We start from the raw sequence: 15,466 nt of genomic DNA, 5'->3' as shown, positions 1-15,466 counted from the left end.
GTCGCGAGCCGGGCTTGCGGTGGACGCGGCAGCGTCGGGTGCGAATGGCAAAGGGCGGGCCGGATTGCTCTGCGTGAGCCCGAGGCTTCGTGCGGACGAACGGCGCTGACAGGCCCGTCTCGCCAGTAGTTTTCGGGCTCCGTCGACAGGGCTGGAAAATCTGCAGCGAACATGGCGAGCCGCGCGTACGGCAAAACCGTGTGGTCCTTGCTGCAAGCAGTATTTTGGGTCTGTTGAAGTCGGCGGAAGTGCCTGAAAAACGTAGGATATTCCGACTGCTTCCGGGTCGCAGTGAGGTCCGCCCTAACGTGCCGGGCCCTAATAGGCCCTAGTTTCGCGGTCCGGCTGCTTTTGGTCGCCGATGCGCTGGCGTGCGCCGCGCGCGGCGGCGCCGGGCGCACGACCTACCTGCAGCATGCGCGAAGGGCGGCTCGGTTGCCGTAGTTGGACCAATTACTTTTTTTGCTCGGTGCTGGTGGTGCCGTCGCGGGTGTCTCGGCGCTCTTCGCGTCCTGTGCGCCGCTCTTGGCGTCGCTCTGTGAGTCCGGTGCGGCGTTCCTGGCGCCGTTCTGTTCGCCCGCTTCGCCGTTCCTGCCGGCGCTCTGTCCCCGACTTCGGTGTGTCTGTGGGCGGCGTCGTGGGCGTGGCGGGCGTAGTGGTGGTTTGGGCATCAGCCTGCGAGACCGTCAAAACTGCAGACGGAGCGGCAAGTCCTAGTGCAGCGGCGCATCCGAGGAAAGCGAGTGCGCTGCGACGACTGAACAGTTTCGCCTCTGAACGCTTGCTCATTTTCAGGCTCCCGATTTGCTGCCCTGTCAGAGCATGTCACTAACGTCGAGAACCGAGCTATTGATCTGGATCAACTTGGCCGTGCAGTTCAAGCCTAGTTGGAATTTCCACCGACGGAATTGCCCTTCTCGGCAGGTGAGGGATGATGGTTCCGGCAGTGACGATCAATCCACTGGTGAATTTGGTTTGCGCAAATTCCTTAGCTTCTGCCTCTGTTGCGAACGTTTTGGTTAAGCGCGGATGTCGCCGCCTCAACAGCGTGCCATCTGTCGGAACTTCAAAAGTGACATACCACGTGTGCTTCATTCCGCGATGCCGCAGCGCAGTCTCGGTCGCCTGTCCTCCGCACCGGGACAATAAATGCCGCCACCGGGACGAAGCGGGGACGGCTCCTTTCTCGCACGTCGCCAGCGAGAAGGCTTTACCGCCCCGCCCCAATGCGATTGACGCCGCCATTTGCGTTGCCACCAACGTTATGACGGACCGCAGCACGCGCCACCGGACGGGGCCTCAGCACGACGCCCGCCCGAGCAACGCAACCGGCAGGATAGCCAACATACGTGCAGTAAATTACCGCGTTGGCTGGGGCTGGATTGAGAGTGAGACCTGCGAGCCCCAACAAGGCGCTAGCAGCAATCCCGGTAACAGTCGCTGACTTGATCGAAAGACGCTGCTTCGGATGCATGGCAGACCTCCCTCTTTGCGCTTGCGTCACTGAAAGTGACGGGAGCCCCTCAGGTGCGGCTGAACATGGCTTGAGCGCTAAGGGATCGCTGACATTGACCTAAATCAACGTAGGGAGAGCGCGGGCGGGGACCGTCTGACGATGGCGACCCCTCCGCACCGGCTCAACGGTCGCCAAGGTACTGTGGAGGCCGCGACCCTCCGGGGGGACCGCGCGACCACGCCCATCGCGGAAATCTGGTGTGAGAAAATCCGTGGTTGCAGTTGCAGGGGGCACAACACGGCACCAAGCGAGCCTGCCGGACGTGACAACGCGCGCTAAACGTGTAGCTTATCTTTTGCTCCTCTCTGGCTTACTCTTGGTCTCCAGATTTCACGGCAGGCCCCCGAGGATTTGTGAGTTGCGCTACCTCTTTGATGATTATGCGTTGGACGTTGATCGGCGGGAACTGCATCGCGGTCAGGTCATGGTTCCTGTCGCGCCACAGGTGTTCGACCTGATCGAATACCTGATCCGCAACAGGGAGCGCGTCGTTACCAAGGAAGAACTCATCAGCGCCATCTGGAAAGGACGCATCGTATCCGATGCCGCACTTACGACCCGCCTAAATGCTGCTCGAAACGCAATCGGCGACACGGGTGAGAGACAGCGCCTAATCAGAACACTGTCGCGCAAGGGCTTCCGCTTCGTTGGTGCAGTGCGCGACGCCCAGAGGCCTGCGGTTGTCCCGGTTGGCTCGGCAGCGCATAGCAGCGACAGGCTGCCAAGCCAGCCCTCGACGCCCCGACTGTCCATCGTGGTGCTACCCTTCGCCAATCTCAGCGGTGATCCGGAGCAAGACTACTTTGTAGATGGCGTGACCGAGAGCCTGACTACGGACTTGTCACGAATAAGAGGTTCGTTGGTAATCGGACGACACACCGCATTCACCTACAAGGGCAAGGCAGTCGATCTGAAGCAGGTAGGTCGCGAGCTAAACGTGCGCTATGTTCTGGAAGGCTCTGTACAGCGGTCTGACAACCAGCTTCGCGTTAACGTGCAGCTTGTCGATGCCGAAACCGCGAGCCACCTATGGGCCGAGCGGTTCGACAAACCCATCGCCGACTTGTTCGAGATGCAAGACGAAATCATAGCGCGGCTCGCCAACGCGCTCGATGCCGAACTCATTGCCGCCGAGGCCCGCCGAGCGGAGCGTTCGTTGCATCCAGATGCGAGGGACTTAGTTTTCCAGGGCCTTGCCTCCTTATACAAGGGGTGGACGCCCAAGAATTTGACCCAAGCGCGCGGCTTTTTTGAGCGAGCAATAGCTCTCGACCCCGAGAGCATTTCGGCAATGCTCGGCGTCGCCGGTGTCCACGTCGCAATGTCAGCAATTTTCGTGAACGATGACCGCGATGCGCAACTCGCAGCAGCCGAAGTGTTATCTGAGAGGGCGCTGTCCCTTGCGCCGGACCACGCCTTGGCCCACCTGACGTTGGGCGGCGTCTATTTGATGACGAACCGTGCCGCACACGGCATTTCTGAATGCGAGCGTGCGTTAGCAATTGATCGCAACTTGGCTTTCGCGCACGGCGGAATTGGTTTGGGAAAGCTCTATCTGGGACGCGCCGCTGAGACGGAAGGACATGAACTCAGGGCCCTCCGTCTCTCCCCTCGCGATCTTAGCGCGTATCAATGGATGTTTTTTATAGGTGTAGCCAAAGTGCATCTCGGTTCTGATGYTGAGGCCGTCGATTGGCTGCGACAGAGCATAGAGGCCAACCGCAGTTTTCCACCTGGCCATTTCAACCTCGCCGCAGTCTTGGCCCTGCTAGGCGCAGCCGATGAAGCGCGGGTTTCTGCAAGAACTGGACTTGCACTCATTCCAAGTTTCACTCTTCGTCGGTTCCGCCTCGAAGCACCTAGCGATAATCCGATTTTCCTTACTGCGCGCGAGCGCATCCACGAAGGCCTGCGCATGGCGGGGGTGCCAGAGGGGTGATGTCGCCTAGTAGGGTCACCCGCGACCGGGCTGGCCAAGGTTTGCTATGGCCGCCGAAACGGGACGTGAGCTATCCTGCCGCGACGCAACAGGAATGACGCTGATGTCCGAAACCGTCGCGCCCGTCGCCAAGCCTGTCGYCCGACCGCGATCCGACAAACCCGCGACCGTCAGCGCGTCTGCCTTGGCGCTCCACCTCGATTGCAGCCGGACGTACATCGACAAGCTCCAAGCCGAAGGCGTGATCCAACGGCAAGGCGGCGGCTTCCGGCTCGGTCAAAGCCGCGTTGCCTACCTGCGGTACTTGCGGCGTGAGCGACAGCAATCGCCGCGCGCACTGAAGCCGATGCTGCGCACGTCGCGGCAATGACAGCGTGTTTTCGAGAACGCTGCAATCTCCTCATGCTGTTGCCGAAAAGCAGCTGTTTCATTGTTTCTTCGTGGAACTGTTCCATTTTGCGTTTTCGCCGCAGCAAACAGTTTTAGATTTGCGGTCTCCGGGCTGGGGCGTGTTTTACGACAGTGAATTTTCGAACCCGGAGGCTTTTCGAAATGATTTTGGAATTCCTCGCAATTTTTTCTCTCGTTCAGTTCGCCAACATGATTTCGCGACTGATCGGTCGGCGGCATGACGTGCTCTTCTACGTTTCAAGATCAGGTCCTCACCGGTAAGAGTGGCTAAGGCGGCATTGCTGGCGCCGTTTTGACGGCATCCAATCGTTTGATCTCGCGCTGACTACCTACGCCGTCGCGCCACCCGTCGTCTCGGCTGGATTGGTTTGCCGGGCGCGAAACATGCACAAGATCGCGCGGGGACCACGCGCGCACACGTTTGGAAAGATTTCAACCTCGTACAATTTTAAAAAGTTATGGTCTCTTACTTTTAAATCCAAATCGTCGCGATAGTCTGCGCCGATTATCGCGTTAGTTTTTTGATCCAATGACTTTTGGAGTTGGTCCGATGATTGAGCGGCGAGCATTGGCGCGCATTGAAATCAACCAACCCGCGATGATTCACTTTGACGAAATTGACGGCGTTCATGGCTGCGTGGTGAAGGACGTGAACGATCAGGGGGCGAAGTTTCACTGCCCGTTCTACGTGTTTTCTCGCGATTTCGATCTGTCGCTGGATGGCTTCAAGACGACGAGGCGTTGCCATGTAGTGTGGCGGCACGGGACTACGTGCGGCGTCAGATTTGTCTTTTGATACCGCACTCCAATTGCTTGCAGGTAAATCACGCACCGCGCCAGACGTGGAGCACCCCCTCACGGAAGCCGCCAACGAAGTGGTCCGATACATCGGGCGGCATGATGCGGCAAACGTCGTCGAATGATCCGCTGACTACGGTGGCAATCTCATGCGCGGTCGCAACCTTGGCCCAACGCCGGCCTGCGTCCAATCCGCGCTGACGTTCCCGATCCACGCCCATACCGCCCCCGGCCAAACGAAATCTGCGGCGCCTGGGCTCAGGCCCGACCGCTATGTGTGTGCACGATTATCGTGAGCTTTTCTCCCATCGCCTTCGCCAGCATGGCGCCTGTGGTGCGATTAAGTTCCTTGGCGATCAGCGAGAGCGGCATGGTGCCCGCCAGCAATTTGAGCTTTTCGACCTCTTGCTCGGTCCAACTTACTTTCCAGCGCCCCATGGGTCTCGAGTTATCCTTCAAAAAGCGGCCAATTCGCTCGCACATACTATGGTCGAAATCTCGCTTCGCAACACCGGTTCCCGTGTATCCATCAGCGGCAATGGCCTTTCCGTTGTTGATAAGCCGAATGGCACAAATTGCACTTGCTGACGACGGCTACTTATCTCAGCGCTTCAACGGCCCCGCCCTTGACGGATGTCCTCCTCCAAAGATCTCTCCGGCGCCTTCCAGCCCCCAGCCCCGGCGGGCCAACTTTTGCCCGGAGTTCCTACGCTCAAAAGTGGACCATCATCAGCTATGGTTCGCGACATAGTTTCCTTCGGGACGGCAATGTTGGGCGATGGGGCAGGAACCTCCAGACGACATAGGACTGACCAAATCGCAGCGAAGCGCACTGGAAGCCGCCGCGCGAGGCGAAGTCACGCATGACCCCCACGTGTTCTCGTTCGGCTTCGTGAATCGGGAGGGCCGCAGTACACGGTCGGTGTGGTGGCTTTGGCGCCGGGTTGATCGAGTACGGACGGAAAATCAGTGACCGCAGGGTATGGAGCCAACAGCCCATGGATGGGCGGCGCTTGGACATGCGATTTGTTCACCGCCGAAGAGCTGAACCACGCGCGCTACAACGAAATGCCCATCAGAAAATGGCCGTCGGTGGATGCATAACCAACCACTGACGGCCCTCGCTCGTCGCCGTGCGAGCACGGCTGGCACACCAGCGCATCAGCGCTTCTGATCGAGGCTCGAACATAATCGCGCGGCGTTGTTTTCATGGTTGTCCGCCGGGGCCGATGCGATCTGCCTTATCCTGCTTGGTTGCCCGCGATCCGCTGACGCAGATCTAGCCAGCGGTCGATAACGACGCCGAAATCGTCGCGATAGCGCCATGTGAGTCGGCATTTTGCCACCGTCAGAAAGTCGTCGAACGTGATGTAGAAATCGATCGGTAGCAGGCCGAGCCGGTCTGAGTGGACGACGGCGCCGGTTCGGCTGACATCGTAAGCAATGATCCGCAAATCCTGGCTGCCATCAAAAAAGAGCAGCCCTTCGGTAGGATGCTTGTTCATGTGCAGTCCTCGGTACGTTGGCCGCGCTGGCTTTAGGTACGTAACGGAAGCGCATGGTTTAATGAAAGCAACCATACGCCCTTCAACTGGACTGAAAATCTGGAACCTGATTTAGAGTTAAGTGGCGAATTTTATTAAACTGTTGCCTGTCCTACCGTGGGATGGAGCCAAGGCGCTGCAACCACCGCTGCCGGATGACGCACTCAGTATCGTCATGCGCGGGGCCGACAAAGAGGATTGCGCGGCGCGAGCGCAACTCAACAACCCTTTCCCTGACGGCCTCGAAGGAATGAAGAATTTTGATTCAGCGGCGTCCCTCCGGCTTCAACGAACCGTGTCTACCGTCGAAGGTGGCCGAGCCGCCGTCTGGCCCGGACTGGGTCCACGAAATCAAGCACGAGGGCTACCGGCTGATGCGCCGGGATGCTCATCGGGTTTTTACCGCCGCGCAGAACTGTTCCGTGACCGCCGTTGTTTCCTCGGTGACGTTCCAGCCGTTCGCCTCGGCGTTTTTCCTGGCCAACTTTTGCTCGTTCTGGAGCATCTGTTTGATTTGCGCGTACGGCTTCCAGTCGGCCTTGGATAGCTTGACGGGGGGTGCACCGCAGACGTTGTGGGCAATCGCTTTCTGTACACTTGTGCTAACGTCGCTCATGAGGTCCTCGACGACGGCAGTGAAGCGCGCCTTGGCGTATTGGCTGTTGGCCGTGATAAAGTCCTTGCAGAAGGTGACCCGTTGACCTCCATCGCGGGCCTTGATGTAGGCCGTCTGCGCTTCGTAATGGAGGCGGTAGGCGAGTTTGTCGGCGTTCGGGTCGGATTTCACCGCTTCGAGCATGGCGCGGTGGTCACTCGAAGTGGCCTCACTGATCCTGATGTCACATGCTTTGGCGAGGGAGAAGACCGGGGCGTAGGCCCGCACCTCGGCTTCCAGGGCATCGTTGGCGCGCGCAACTGGTGCGCACAGGCTGGCGGCGATTGCGAAAGCAGCGAGACAGTGTTTCATTGATGCCATGCTCCAGATCACCAAACAGTAAGCGGCGGCCTCGGCGCACCTCGGTCTTCATAGTTCTGACCAAATGGCGAACCCGATGTACGCGAGTACGGCCATGCTGAGAACGATGACCGCAATCGCGGTCAGTTCGATGGTGAAAAGTCGTCTTGATGCCATGCACCACTTTTTACGGCAGTCGAGCGGCGGCGTTGATCTTGATCAAGCCGCCTTCTCGGTCGCTGGAGCGGTTCCCAGGGTGGAGGAGCGGGAACCTGTGGATGCACGCGCCGTGGGACGAGGCCAAGGCATTGCAGCGGCCATTACCGGATGACGCGCTGCGGATCGTTAGCTTGTCAGAAGGCTCGGTACCCGTGAGGGCTGGTGCCATAGGCACATCGACGCCATCCAGGTTGCGATTGACCAGTATGCGGAGGCGGCTTTCGGCAACCGCGAGTTCTTCCTGAACAAACCGCACAGCATCGGCCCGAGCATCCCAAGCCAGACCGACATCCCATAGGCTGTTCTCTTTATCGCATCCCGTCGTGCGCTGTTCGAGAAGCGCTTCAAAAATATCCGGGAAGGCGTTTGCGGTTGTGGGAGACGTTGGAGTGCATTCACGGATGGAACACATCTCAGGCTTCCGTAGTTGGAGATTCGTTGAAGAAGGAAGGTAGACTGCCCGTCGTTGGCCCCCCGACGGCGGGTTATTTTTGTGAGTTGCGTATGCGGCGTACCCGACCGGCGATGCCGGGCTTCATCAAGCCTCAGCTCGCCAGTCTCAGGATGAAAGCCCCGTCGGGCGTCGATTGGAGTCATGAGATCAAGTACGACGGCTACCGCATCCAGCTCCACATCGACGGCGATGAGCGCAAGGCCTTGTCGTGTCTGCACGTCTATTTTCGGCGTAGATACGCCCGATATCGAAGGTGTCATCGTCGAAATCGATTTCGACCCGAAGCTTCTGAATTAAGGTGAGCCACCCATTTGGAGCAAGCGACCTCAGCTTTGGAAGGGTGACGAGCTGAGGCCGCCTGCACTTCGGAACGGAGGCGAATCCAACCGGCGCCAGACGAGGGTAGGCCGCATTTATCCCCATGGAGTGTCCACTTGTGAACGATGCCGCAGCGTTGTTGTTGCACGTGCTTTACACCTTGTGAATTTGGACAGCCCTGGTTGTGCGCGTGTGTCTCACGCCTCATGTTTGCAATTGCCGAATTGCGATGGGCTTCACGCTTGGAGGTTAGCGAGAATGAGCTCGCGACAGCTATCCGTGATAGCTTCACTCAAGCGAATGACGCCGCTTACCGAGTGATGGTGAAGCTAGCAACCGAAGCGACGGTAGAAACTTATGACGGGTTGTATTGGTCGCGTAGTAGGCACGCGAATTGAACATGGTCGCTTGGTCGGAAGCCGCCGCCCATCAAGGATCGGGCTTCACTGAGATGCCTGATGCCATTCGCGCTGGAACAGCTCTTTAGGGAGACGGCCCCAGCCGAGAGGCGCTTTGATGTAATGCCGGGGCCGCTCCGCCAGCTGAGGGACAAGCTCAGCATCATTTAAGAAACCCTGTGCGTCTCGAGTTCCTATAACAAGCAAGTCAATCGGTTTCGTCCCTTCATCAACGCGCCTGATGAGGGAATGGTACGACCGAGGACGCGTCGCTGCGCCTCGGCAACTTTGTCTCTGAGTATTTCCAGTTCCGATAATTGTGAAGCGAGCTCGGCCACGCGACGAGCAAAAACATCCACGCGATCATTGTCCATCGAATATTCCTAAAACGCTCTTGATAAGCGAACTTAACCAAACGGATTTCACGCCATCGCATGTTGAATCAATCAACGGGAGGTACGTGCATCCAACGGGGGAAGTTTCAGGTTTCCTGCAAAAAAAATGTGAGGCTTGGTCTTTCTTAGTTCTCATCAAAATAGATCTCGGCCGGGAGATCGAATGCGGCGTACAGGATGAATGCAGCCGCGCCAAAGAAAAATGAGCTGAACGCTAACCCGAAATAGAACCACATGATTTAGGTCTCAAATCAACAATACAATTTGTAATGTTCTAGGCGCACCGCAGATTAAAATGACGGCGGAAAGCTATGCTGCCATGCTCAACCCACAGTGACAAGAAGCACAGCGGGGAACACGGTCGGCACCGTATTACTGCGGAGATAGGAACGCCCGTGGAGTTTATTGCGATTCAGCGGATTCGCGCTCTTGCGGAAGGTGAGACGTGATCTCCGCCCACATACAGCGTGCAAAGAATGCGTGGGCAGTAGTAGTAAGCGTCGAGAGGAGCTGATCTCGACCCGCTTTGAGTACACCGTCAGAACAACCGAACGCAACCTGCAGAAGCGCTCCGAGCTTCGACCAGATCAGTGAAACCCAAACGGTTTTTCTCATCGCGGCAACGGATGCGGCCGTTGCCCACCCCAGGACGCAGAGAAGGGGGGGTCCTAATTTGGGGTACTGGCCGAATTAGGCCACCGGTAGGAACTAAGGGATTGCCCGCCCTGTTGCATGTTGTTCCTCCCTCTAAAGGAACGCCAATGGCCGATGACAACAACAGAAATCCCAATGAGAAGCAGCCCGGCGAGAATCCGGACGGCAAGTACCATTACAACCCTGGGAACATGGCCGGAAAGAAGCCGGGGGATTCGGAGCAGACTGCCGAAAACCGTGGCGAGCAGCCGCACGAGGACAAAGAAAAACCCGCCGGTTAGGCGCTGGCCACTCGTGGATGCTAAATAGGCTACTCAACGAAAAAGCCCGGCACTAGGCCGGCTTTTGGATCATGCCGCGACGATCCGGAGGGTTTCCGTGGGCAGCGCAGGGCCACAGAGAGGGAAGCGCCCAAGCCAAGCGATGCTCCAAGTCCCGAGCGCCTTCGCTAGCGTCGTGAGTTGCATCCCTACAGGCTTTCTTCGCGGAGTCGCCTGTTTTTCTTCAAGAGAGCAGGTTTGTGAGGTGAACAGACGAGCGTAGGACAGTTGGAACGTCGTTAGATTTTTAGTGTTAATCCAACCTTCCGCGAGTCACGATGCGTGAAGCAGCTAACTTAGGGCCTGGTGTTCAAAGCACTAGGCCCTCCTTCATTAAGCCGAAGCGAGGAATGCCGATCGCTGGCTTCTTGCGCTGAAACGGCATGCTTAGACAAGCCGCAGGGTAAGCTGCCGAATGTCCTGGACGGCGTGGCGGTCGACGAACTCCTGCAGGTGCGAGGGCACATCGGCAAGTTGAAGGTCACAACGGCGCAGGATCTCCCGCGCGACATATCAAAGATAGGGAGAGTTCGATGCCCCTCGCGCTAGCTCTTATTTTTTGTGTGGTATTATTCGCGGTTTTTCTCGTAGGCATCGCGTGGGCATTGGCCGTATTGGTACCTTTTTACGCCTACGTTGGGCTGGCAATCTACTTGGTATGGAAGAGCGCGCGAAGGCAGGCCGATGTAGAGGCGGCGGTGGTGCGTGACGCCGAGAGACAAAGGTCTTTCAACGACCGGAAATGCGGGCTTGGAATGCGTTGATTGAAAAAGGGGCAGCTCAATTAGCGAGGCGCGAGCGCGCTCCAGGCCGGCTCGACCAAGCCGGAGGCGATCCGCCTGGCCTAGTTTGAAAAGTGCGGTGGCCCAATTAGGAACGCCACCCGGTATCTGCTCTTGTCCCGCTATCACCGGGACCGATCAAGGCGCCCCCTGACTGAGAGACGCGACTGCGCTCTCCGCCCAAACGGAGGACCGGATGTGCCGCGCTACTACTTCCATATTTTGAACGGGAAAATGCTGATCGATGACGTCGGCGTTGAAGTGGCCGACACCGAAGCAGCGAAACTTGAAGCAGTGAAGTACGCAGGCACTGTCCTGACGTCCGAGCATCCCACCGACATGTGGAGGGGGATACCATGGGAGATGAAGGTCACGGACGGCCCTTCACCCAATGAAGGTCGGACTTTGCTCACCCTCACGCGAACCGCTGAAATCAACGGCAATTAGGTGCCTTTGGGGGTCCCTTATTTTGAAAACCTAATATTGGACAAGGAGCCCAAGCCCGCGTCGTGCTATTGTCTGATCATCACAGAGCGGAACTTGGCTTTTATCTGTGATGAGAACGCCACTTGCGCTCCCGCCTTCCTCGAACGGGAAAGGAGCGCGCCATGCAGCATCGGCGTCGTTTCGCGCAAAGCACCTCCCTTGAAGACCGCCTCGCCGAAGAAGCTAAACGGCTTCGCGAGGAAGCCGAACTGCTTCCTCATGGGCCTGTACGCGATGCCGCAATGCGTAGGGCTCGGCAGGCCGAGACCGGCTCTCACATAAACCAGTGGCTGAGATCGCCGGGTCTGGCGCCACCGAAATGATCGGATAGGCCGAAGAAAAGGCGTCTCGAGCGAGAGACCCTGATTGAGAGGCCGGTCAAGCCGACGTCGCAAATCATCTGGACATTCTCCCGGCTTACGCCCGCCGAGGCGAGGACATGATCGAAGAGCCCGACGTCAATCCGTATTCAGTCCACGCGTGCATCTGCCTTGGCGTTGCAGCCTTTGGCGCCGCACTGTTTGTCGCGGCGCTGTTCATAGGCATGCGGCCTAATCCAGGGCGCGCTAATGGACAAAAATGACGTACAGGAGAGCAGCCCCCAGCAGAACTCCCAAAACCGTGTTGGCATTGGGATGCATGTCCTCATTCCTCGGCCCGTGGCAGCCCCGGCACCCGGCCGGGGGGGCATGTTGATGCTGGGGCCTCCGGACAGGCTCTTGCCTCGTTAGGGAAGCAGTCACCGCAGACACAAGCCTTCCACCGACAGTCTGTTCCTCGGCGAGTCTACTCTGCGAGCGTGAGCGGCTCGAAGCGCCTCCAGGGCTGAAGAGTACGGAAACACCGGCACCGCCACAACGCACCGGCTCGTGGCGCGCCGCAACAAGGGTGTTTCTGCTACGGGAGTGTCTGATTTAATGTTCCCGGATTGAACAGTTGAAATCCCGAAAGAGTTGATGTGCGGGAGGATGTTCAAATGAAACGCCACCGGTTCAAACAGGATAGGGCGCTAGGCGAACGGCTCATCGAAGAAGCTAGGCAAGCACGGGCAAGGGCAGAGGAGATGCCCCCGGGGACGGAACGCGAGGACCTTTTGAGAGAGGCCCGCGCAGCCGATATCACCGCCCATATTGACGAATGGCTGCAATCGCCAGGCTTGCAGCCACCGAAGTAGTGCCATGGAAGACATGAAAGCCAGCGCGGAGAAAATGCGCGCCGAAGCCAACTATGCGGAGCAGATCGCCAGAAGCGCGACCGACCTGCAGAAGCGCGAGCTTTATGAGCGGCTCGCCGCTCATTTCAGACAGCTCGCCGACGAAATCGAGAAGACCATAGCTAACAGGTCGGAGGCGGAGTAATGCCGCCTCAGTTGGCGTTGCGGGTCAGCAGATCTTCGCCGAACGGCATCACACAGGTGCCGCTTTCGTGCTTGGATAGCCAGCCGCGCTCGATCGCGTAGTTGAGCCCGGCGCGGAAGGCATTGTCGGGGATGCTCGCAAGGCCTGTCGCTGAGGATCACCGAATACGGCAAGGGCAAGTGATGCGCTGGCGCCGATTGCACCGAACAGTGATGGGCAGCGGCTGGCGGGCCGCCCCTGAGCATCAAATGGCGCGACTACTTGCGGCCTGGGTTGCCGAGCATCAACACCTCCGTGCTGACAAGAGCGCAGTCGTCGCACTTGAAAAGCCGGCGTTCGGCTTGATCGCATACGTGCCWCATTGGCTGCAAACAAAGCTCACAACGATGGACGGGGATAGCGCGGCCGCCATCGCTGAGAATCAGCTTCATTAGCAGTCCCCCTGCGCCTTTGCGCATAGGAATTTCATTCGTGCCGAAGCGGAAGATCATCATGCTTCAAGCCCTTCTCGTAATGCGAGATATTCGGGCGTTGGCGCTTCTTCTAACGCGCTCTAGGGGCCGCGCGTTGAAGGTGTGACGCCGACGGTTTCTCCCTAGGCAATGCGCCGCCGGCTCGAAAATACGCTGTCCCGGCGGCAATGCTCAGACCAGTCGCGAGGTGGAGGGACAAAAATCTCGGATGATCATTGGTGTAGAACGACGATGCAAAGGTTCAAGGAATGAACCCGATGCGGGCAAACATCATGCAGCTTCCGCCTTCCGGCAAAACAGTGACGTATTCGGGGGCGTTGAGCAGCGTCACAGTACGCGACCACCAATCCTAGAGTTACCTAGTACTTGAACTCTGGCATCGACTTTAGTTGGTCTTTCGTGACGTTGATAACGGCGCGATCGGGAAACCATTCGCGCGCAGTCGCGGACGTCATTCCTTCGGTCGTTTTCCCAGCCTTATTAGCGAATTTAAGGCTGTTCATCGCGACCAGCACATAATGCGTTCCCATTCCCAAAAAGCCGCCAGCCTCGATGACGAGACCCCTTACCCGGCCCTGAGAGTCGATGATGATGTCATAGACGTCACCTACTTTGTCGTTGGCTTCATTGTAAACGTTGACGCCCTTCATTTTTGCTGCGCTCCAGTCTCCCGCAGCAGCGATTGGTGCGGCTGCTTCGGACGCCGTGTGAGCAGGAGTCTGCGCGAACGCCCCGGAAGCAAAGAGCAGAGCAGCGATGGTGGCCAATGTTCTCACAATATCCTCCCTAGCTGGAACCTTAAGAACAGAAGCGCTCGGCATTCGTTCCTAGTGATGAGCAGGACCGGTGAGGTGAGGGGATTGGGCCAGCTCGGTGACGAGCACTTGCCGATTCCGGCGGGAACCGATTCAGAGATACGTGCGTCGCTCCATCGCGTCCAATCGGTCGCAGGCGTGAGTTGCGCCTGGACCGACGCTGCGACGTTCCGCACGATCGGCGCAGCGTTCATGTCTTTTGGCTTGCTCGATCGACTCTCACACCCTGGAAATTGCTCCGGGCCCTTAAGCAGGCGCTTCTTACGTGTGGCTTGGTCGCCGGGGGGGGCGGCGAGTCAGCGAGCTTATCGATTGCCTTAGCGGCCATCGCGCGGGCCCGGAGCTTTTGGCCTTCACTGGAGTGCTGCCCCCTTGGCTTTACGGTCAGGCCTAGTTCGACTAGGCGGCGGATGGCTTCGGGGCGGGAGAGGTCCGGCTCGTTCTATTTGGTGATCCATGCGTCGACCGCGGCAAGTGGTCGATCCCAACATCGGACGCCCACGACGGTACTAGACATGAGGTCGGATCTCAGCCGTTCAATTTCTCAGTTTAACAAACTATCCTGCCCTTTTAAGATCGCGCAGAGACCTTCGCAGTTGGCCCGCGTTCTTACATCTTGCCGTCGATCCGCGAGTTGAGCTTGGAGCTTGACGCATTGACGCCAACGGTGCCGTTAGACGCAGGCCCCTGTATTGGAAGCGGGCGGCGGATAATAAAGAGGCGGTGCTTAGCACCACCAGGACGGTCTGCCCCAGCCACTCCAGTTGCATGACCACCCCCCGCAAGTGCGGCAGAGCCGCAGGCTAAGATCGCGATGATGACCAAGCAGGTAATTTTGCAAAAACCCATGGCGGAGACCCTAGTTTGGCGTCAGGGGCAACTAGTCCCGAAGGCCGCCGTTCCTACAAGCCAGATACGACCGTGGGTCAGCTTCCGGCACAACGCCGCTCCGCGGCGCCTTCAGCTGATTGGTAGTGATCCTTGGAAATTGCGGCCAATCAAGCGGGTGCCCGTTGGAAACCGTCCATTGCGGGCGGGCTTGCCATTAGTCTTAAAATTGAACGCCGCCAGGCTCAAAATACATTGTCCTGGCGGCACTTATTTCGCTGGCCTCAAATCCCAGTGCGCCGGTTTAGCGAGCGGATATGAAGGGCGCCTGAACCAGCTCACTTATTGCCGTTTTTTGCGACCTGTAACAACGAGCGCGAGCTACTGCCGGTTGTAGGTGCGGAAAGATGTCGTTTGGGCCGACTAGGCTGGGACAAAGGGGCACACCCCGCGACCGAGATCGGGACCTTGGGGCACATCTTGGAACTGTATGCACGTTACTCGCACGAGTTTATTGGTCACAATTTTGCAGTACGGGGTCATCAACATTCGCGAATGGGCGCGCGTGGTCGAATGAAACGAGACCTGAACGAGCTTCGGCGGATAGAGTGTCAATCGGCCCTTTAATTGCGGTTTGTTGTCAAGCTACCATTCTTCCTCTCTCCAGTGACACGCCGGTAGCGATTGCTCCGTCGGAGCTGGTCAGGTTGCGGAGACGGAGCGATCGCGGATGGCGAGACGATTGCCTAGCGGGATTGAGACGGAGCGATCGCGGATGGCGAGACGATTGCCTAGCGGGATTG

At 58.2% G+C, this 15,466-nt stretch carries 17 protein-coding genes; 8 read left to right on the top strand and 9 right to left on the bottom strand.

Going from position 1 to position 15,466, the window contains the following annotated elements:
* Nucleotides 1-846 precede the first annotated feature (846 nt).
* Nucleotides 847-1,095 (bottom strand): hypothetical protein, encoded by a 249-nt coding sequence (locus AB4Z51_RS40800; protein WP_049826481.1) that lies wholly within the window; start codon nt 1,093-1,095, stop codon nt 847-849.
* Between the two features lie 115 nt (nt 1,096-1,210).
* A complete protein-coding gene (locus tag AB4Z51_RS40795; RefSeq protein ID WP_441499399.1) occupies nt 1,211-1,474 on the bottom strand; it encodes a hypothetical protein in 264 nt (87 codons plus the stop codon).
* A gap of 400 nt (nt 1,475-1,874) precedes the next feature.
* Here AB4Z51_RS40795 and AB4Z51_RS40790 point away from each other — a divergent pair, with 400 nt between their 5' ends.
* The 3 genes from AB4Z51_RS40790 (at nt 1,875) to AB4Z51_RS40780 (ending at nt 4,662) form a co-directional block, all read left to right on the top strand.
* Nucleotides 1,875-3,455 carry a winged helix-turn-helix domain-containing protein gene (locus AB4Z51_RS40790; protein ID WP_441499398.1) on the top strand — a complete coding sequence of 527 codons (1,581 nt, stop codon included), beginning with the start codon at nt 1,875-1,877 and terminating at the stop codon, nt 3,453-3,455.
* Between the two features lie 103 nt (nt 3,456-3,558).
* Nucleotides 3,559-3,825: a hypothetical protein gene (locus AB4Z51_RS40785; protein ID WP_441499397.1), complete on the top strand. Its 267-nt coding sequence runs from the start codon at nt 3,559-3,561 to the stop codon at nt 3,823-3,825.
* A 591-nt stretch (nt 3,826-4,416) separates the two neighbouring features.
* A complete protein-coding gene (locus AB4Z51_RS40780) occupies nt 4,417-4,662 on the top strand; it encodes a PilZ domain-containing protein (protein ID WP_041955408.1) in 246 nt (81 codons plus the stop codon).
* 260 nt (nt 4,663-4,922) lie between these two features.
* Here the strand turns inward: AB4Z51_RS40780 and AB4Z51_RS40775 are convergent, their stop codons facing one another.
* From AB4Z51_RS40775 to AB4Z51_RS40765, 3 genes are all read right to left on the bottom strand, one after another.
* Entirely contained in the window at nt 4,923-5,102 is a 180-nt protein-coding gene (locus AB4Z51_RS40775) for a hypothetical protein (RefSeq protein ID WP_441499396.1), read from the bottom strand.
* Nucleotides 5,103-5,905: 803 nt separating this feature from the next.
* A complete protein-coding gene (locus AB4Z51_RS40770; RefSeq protein WP_028159901.1) occupies nt 5,906-6,169 on the bottom strand; it encodes a hypothetical protein in 264 nt (87 codons plus the stop codon).
* A 427-nt stretch (nt 6,170-6,596) separates the two neighbouring features.
* A complete protein-coding gene (locus AB4Z51_RS40765; protein ID WP_028159900.1) occupies nt 6,597-7,175 on the bottom strand; it encodes a hypothetical protein in 579 nt (192 codons plus the stop codon).
* A gap of 103 nt (nt 7,176-7,278) precedes the next feature.
* On the opposite strand from AB4Z51_RS40765, the gene AB4Z51_RS40760 reads away from it, so the two are divergent.
* Complete coding sequence (locus tag AB4Z51_RS40760; protein ID WP_441499395.1) at nt 7,279-7,494, top strand: hypothetical protein; 216 nt, start codon at nt 7,279-7,281, stop codon at nt 7,492-7,494.
* A gap of 1,252 nt (nt 7,495-8,746) precedes the next feature.
* Here the strand turns inward: AB4Z51_RS40760 and AB4Z51_RS40755 are convergent.
* Nucleotides 8,747-8,926 (bottom strand): hypothetical protein, encoded by a 180-nt coding sequence (locus AB4Z51_RS40755; protein ID WP_135215563.1) that lies wholly within the window; start codon nt 8,924-8,926, stop codon nt 8,747-8,749.
* A 782-nt stretch (nt 8,927-9,708) separates the two neighbouring features.
* Between AB4Z51_RS40755 and AB4Z51_RS40750 the strand changes: the two genes are divergently transcribed.
* Together AB4Z51_RS40750 and AB4Z51_RS40745 are read left to right on the top strand one after the other, a co-directional pair.
* Complete coding sequence (locus tag AB4Z51_RS40750; RefSeq protein WP_167768145.1) at nt 9,709-9,882, top strand: hypothetical protein; 174 nt, start codon at nt 9,709-9,711, stop codon at nt 9,880-9,882.
* A 1,019-nt stretch (nt 9,883-10,901) separates the two neighbouring features.
* Complete coding sequence (locus AB4Z51_RS40745) at nt 10,902-11,150, top strand: DUF6894 family protein (RefSeq protein WP_441499394.1); 249 nt, start codon at nt 10,902-10,904, stop codon at nt 11,148-11,150.
* Nucleotides 11,151-11,215: 65 nt separating this feature from the next.
* Here the strand turns inward: AB4Z51_RS40745 and AB4Z51_RS40740 are convergent, their stop codons facing one another.
* The gene (locus tag AB4Z51_RS40740) at nt 11,216-11,410 is read right to left on the bottom strand and encodes a hypothetical protein (protein ID WP_028159897.1); all 195 of its coding nucleotides are present in this window, start codon (nt 11,408-11,410) and stop codon (nt 11,216-11,218) included.
* 218 nt (nt 11,411-11,628) lie between these two features.
* Here AB4Z51_RS40740 and AB4Z51_RS40735 point away from each other — a divergent pair, with 218 nt between their 5' ends.
* Nucleotides 11,629-11,772, top strand: coding sequence for a hypothetical protein (locus tag AB4Z51_RS40735; RefSeq protein ID WP_155256153.1), 144 nt, complete (start codon nt 11,629-11,631; stop codon nt 11,770-11,772).
* A 595-nt stretch (nt 11,773-12,367) separates the two neighbouring features.
* Nucleotides 12,368-12,547 carry a hypothetical protein gene (locus AB4Z51_RS40730; RefSeq protein WP_441499393.1) on the top strand — a complete coding sequence of 60 codons (180 nt, stop codon included), beginning with the start codon at nt 12,368-12,370 and terminating at the stop codon, nt 12,545-12,547.
* A 257-nt stretch (nt 12,548-12,804) separates the two neighbouring features.
* Here AB4Z51_RS40730 and AB4Z51_RS40725 read toward each other — a convergent pair whose 3' ends face one another.
* Nucleotides 12,805-13,041 carry a hypothetical protein gene (locus tag AB4Z51_RS40725; RefSeq protein ID WP_441499392.1) on the bottom strand — a complete coding sequence of 79 codons (237 nt, stop codon included), beginning with the start codon at nt 13,039-13,041 and terminating at the stop codon, nt 12,805-12,807.
* A gap of 338 nt (nt 13,042-13,379) precedes the next feature.
* A complete protein-coding gene (locus tag AB4Z51_RS40720; protein WP_028159893.1) occupies nt 13,380-13,796 on the bottom strand; it encodes a PRC-barrel domain-containing protein in 417 nt (138 codons plus the stop codon).
* Nucleotides 13,797-15,466 lie beyond the last annotated feature (1,670 nt).

This window comes from Bradyrhizobium sp. 2TAF36 (assembly GCF_052114925.1).
In the GTDB taxonomy this organism is placed as follows: domain Bacteria; phylum Pseudomonadota; class Alphaproteobacteria; order Rhizobiales; family Xanthobacteraceae; genus Bradyrhizobium; species Bradyrhizobium barranii.
The sequence above is the reverse complement of the archived record's forward strand: the minus strand, read 5'-3'. Positions and strand labels throughout refer to the sequence as shown.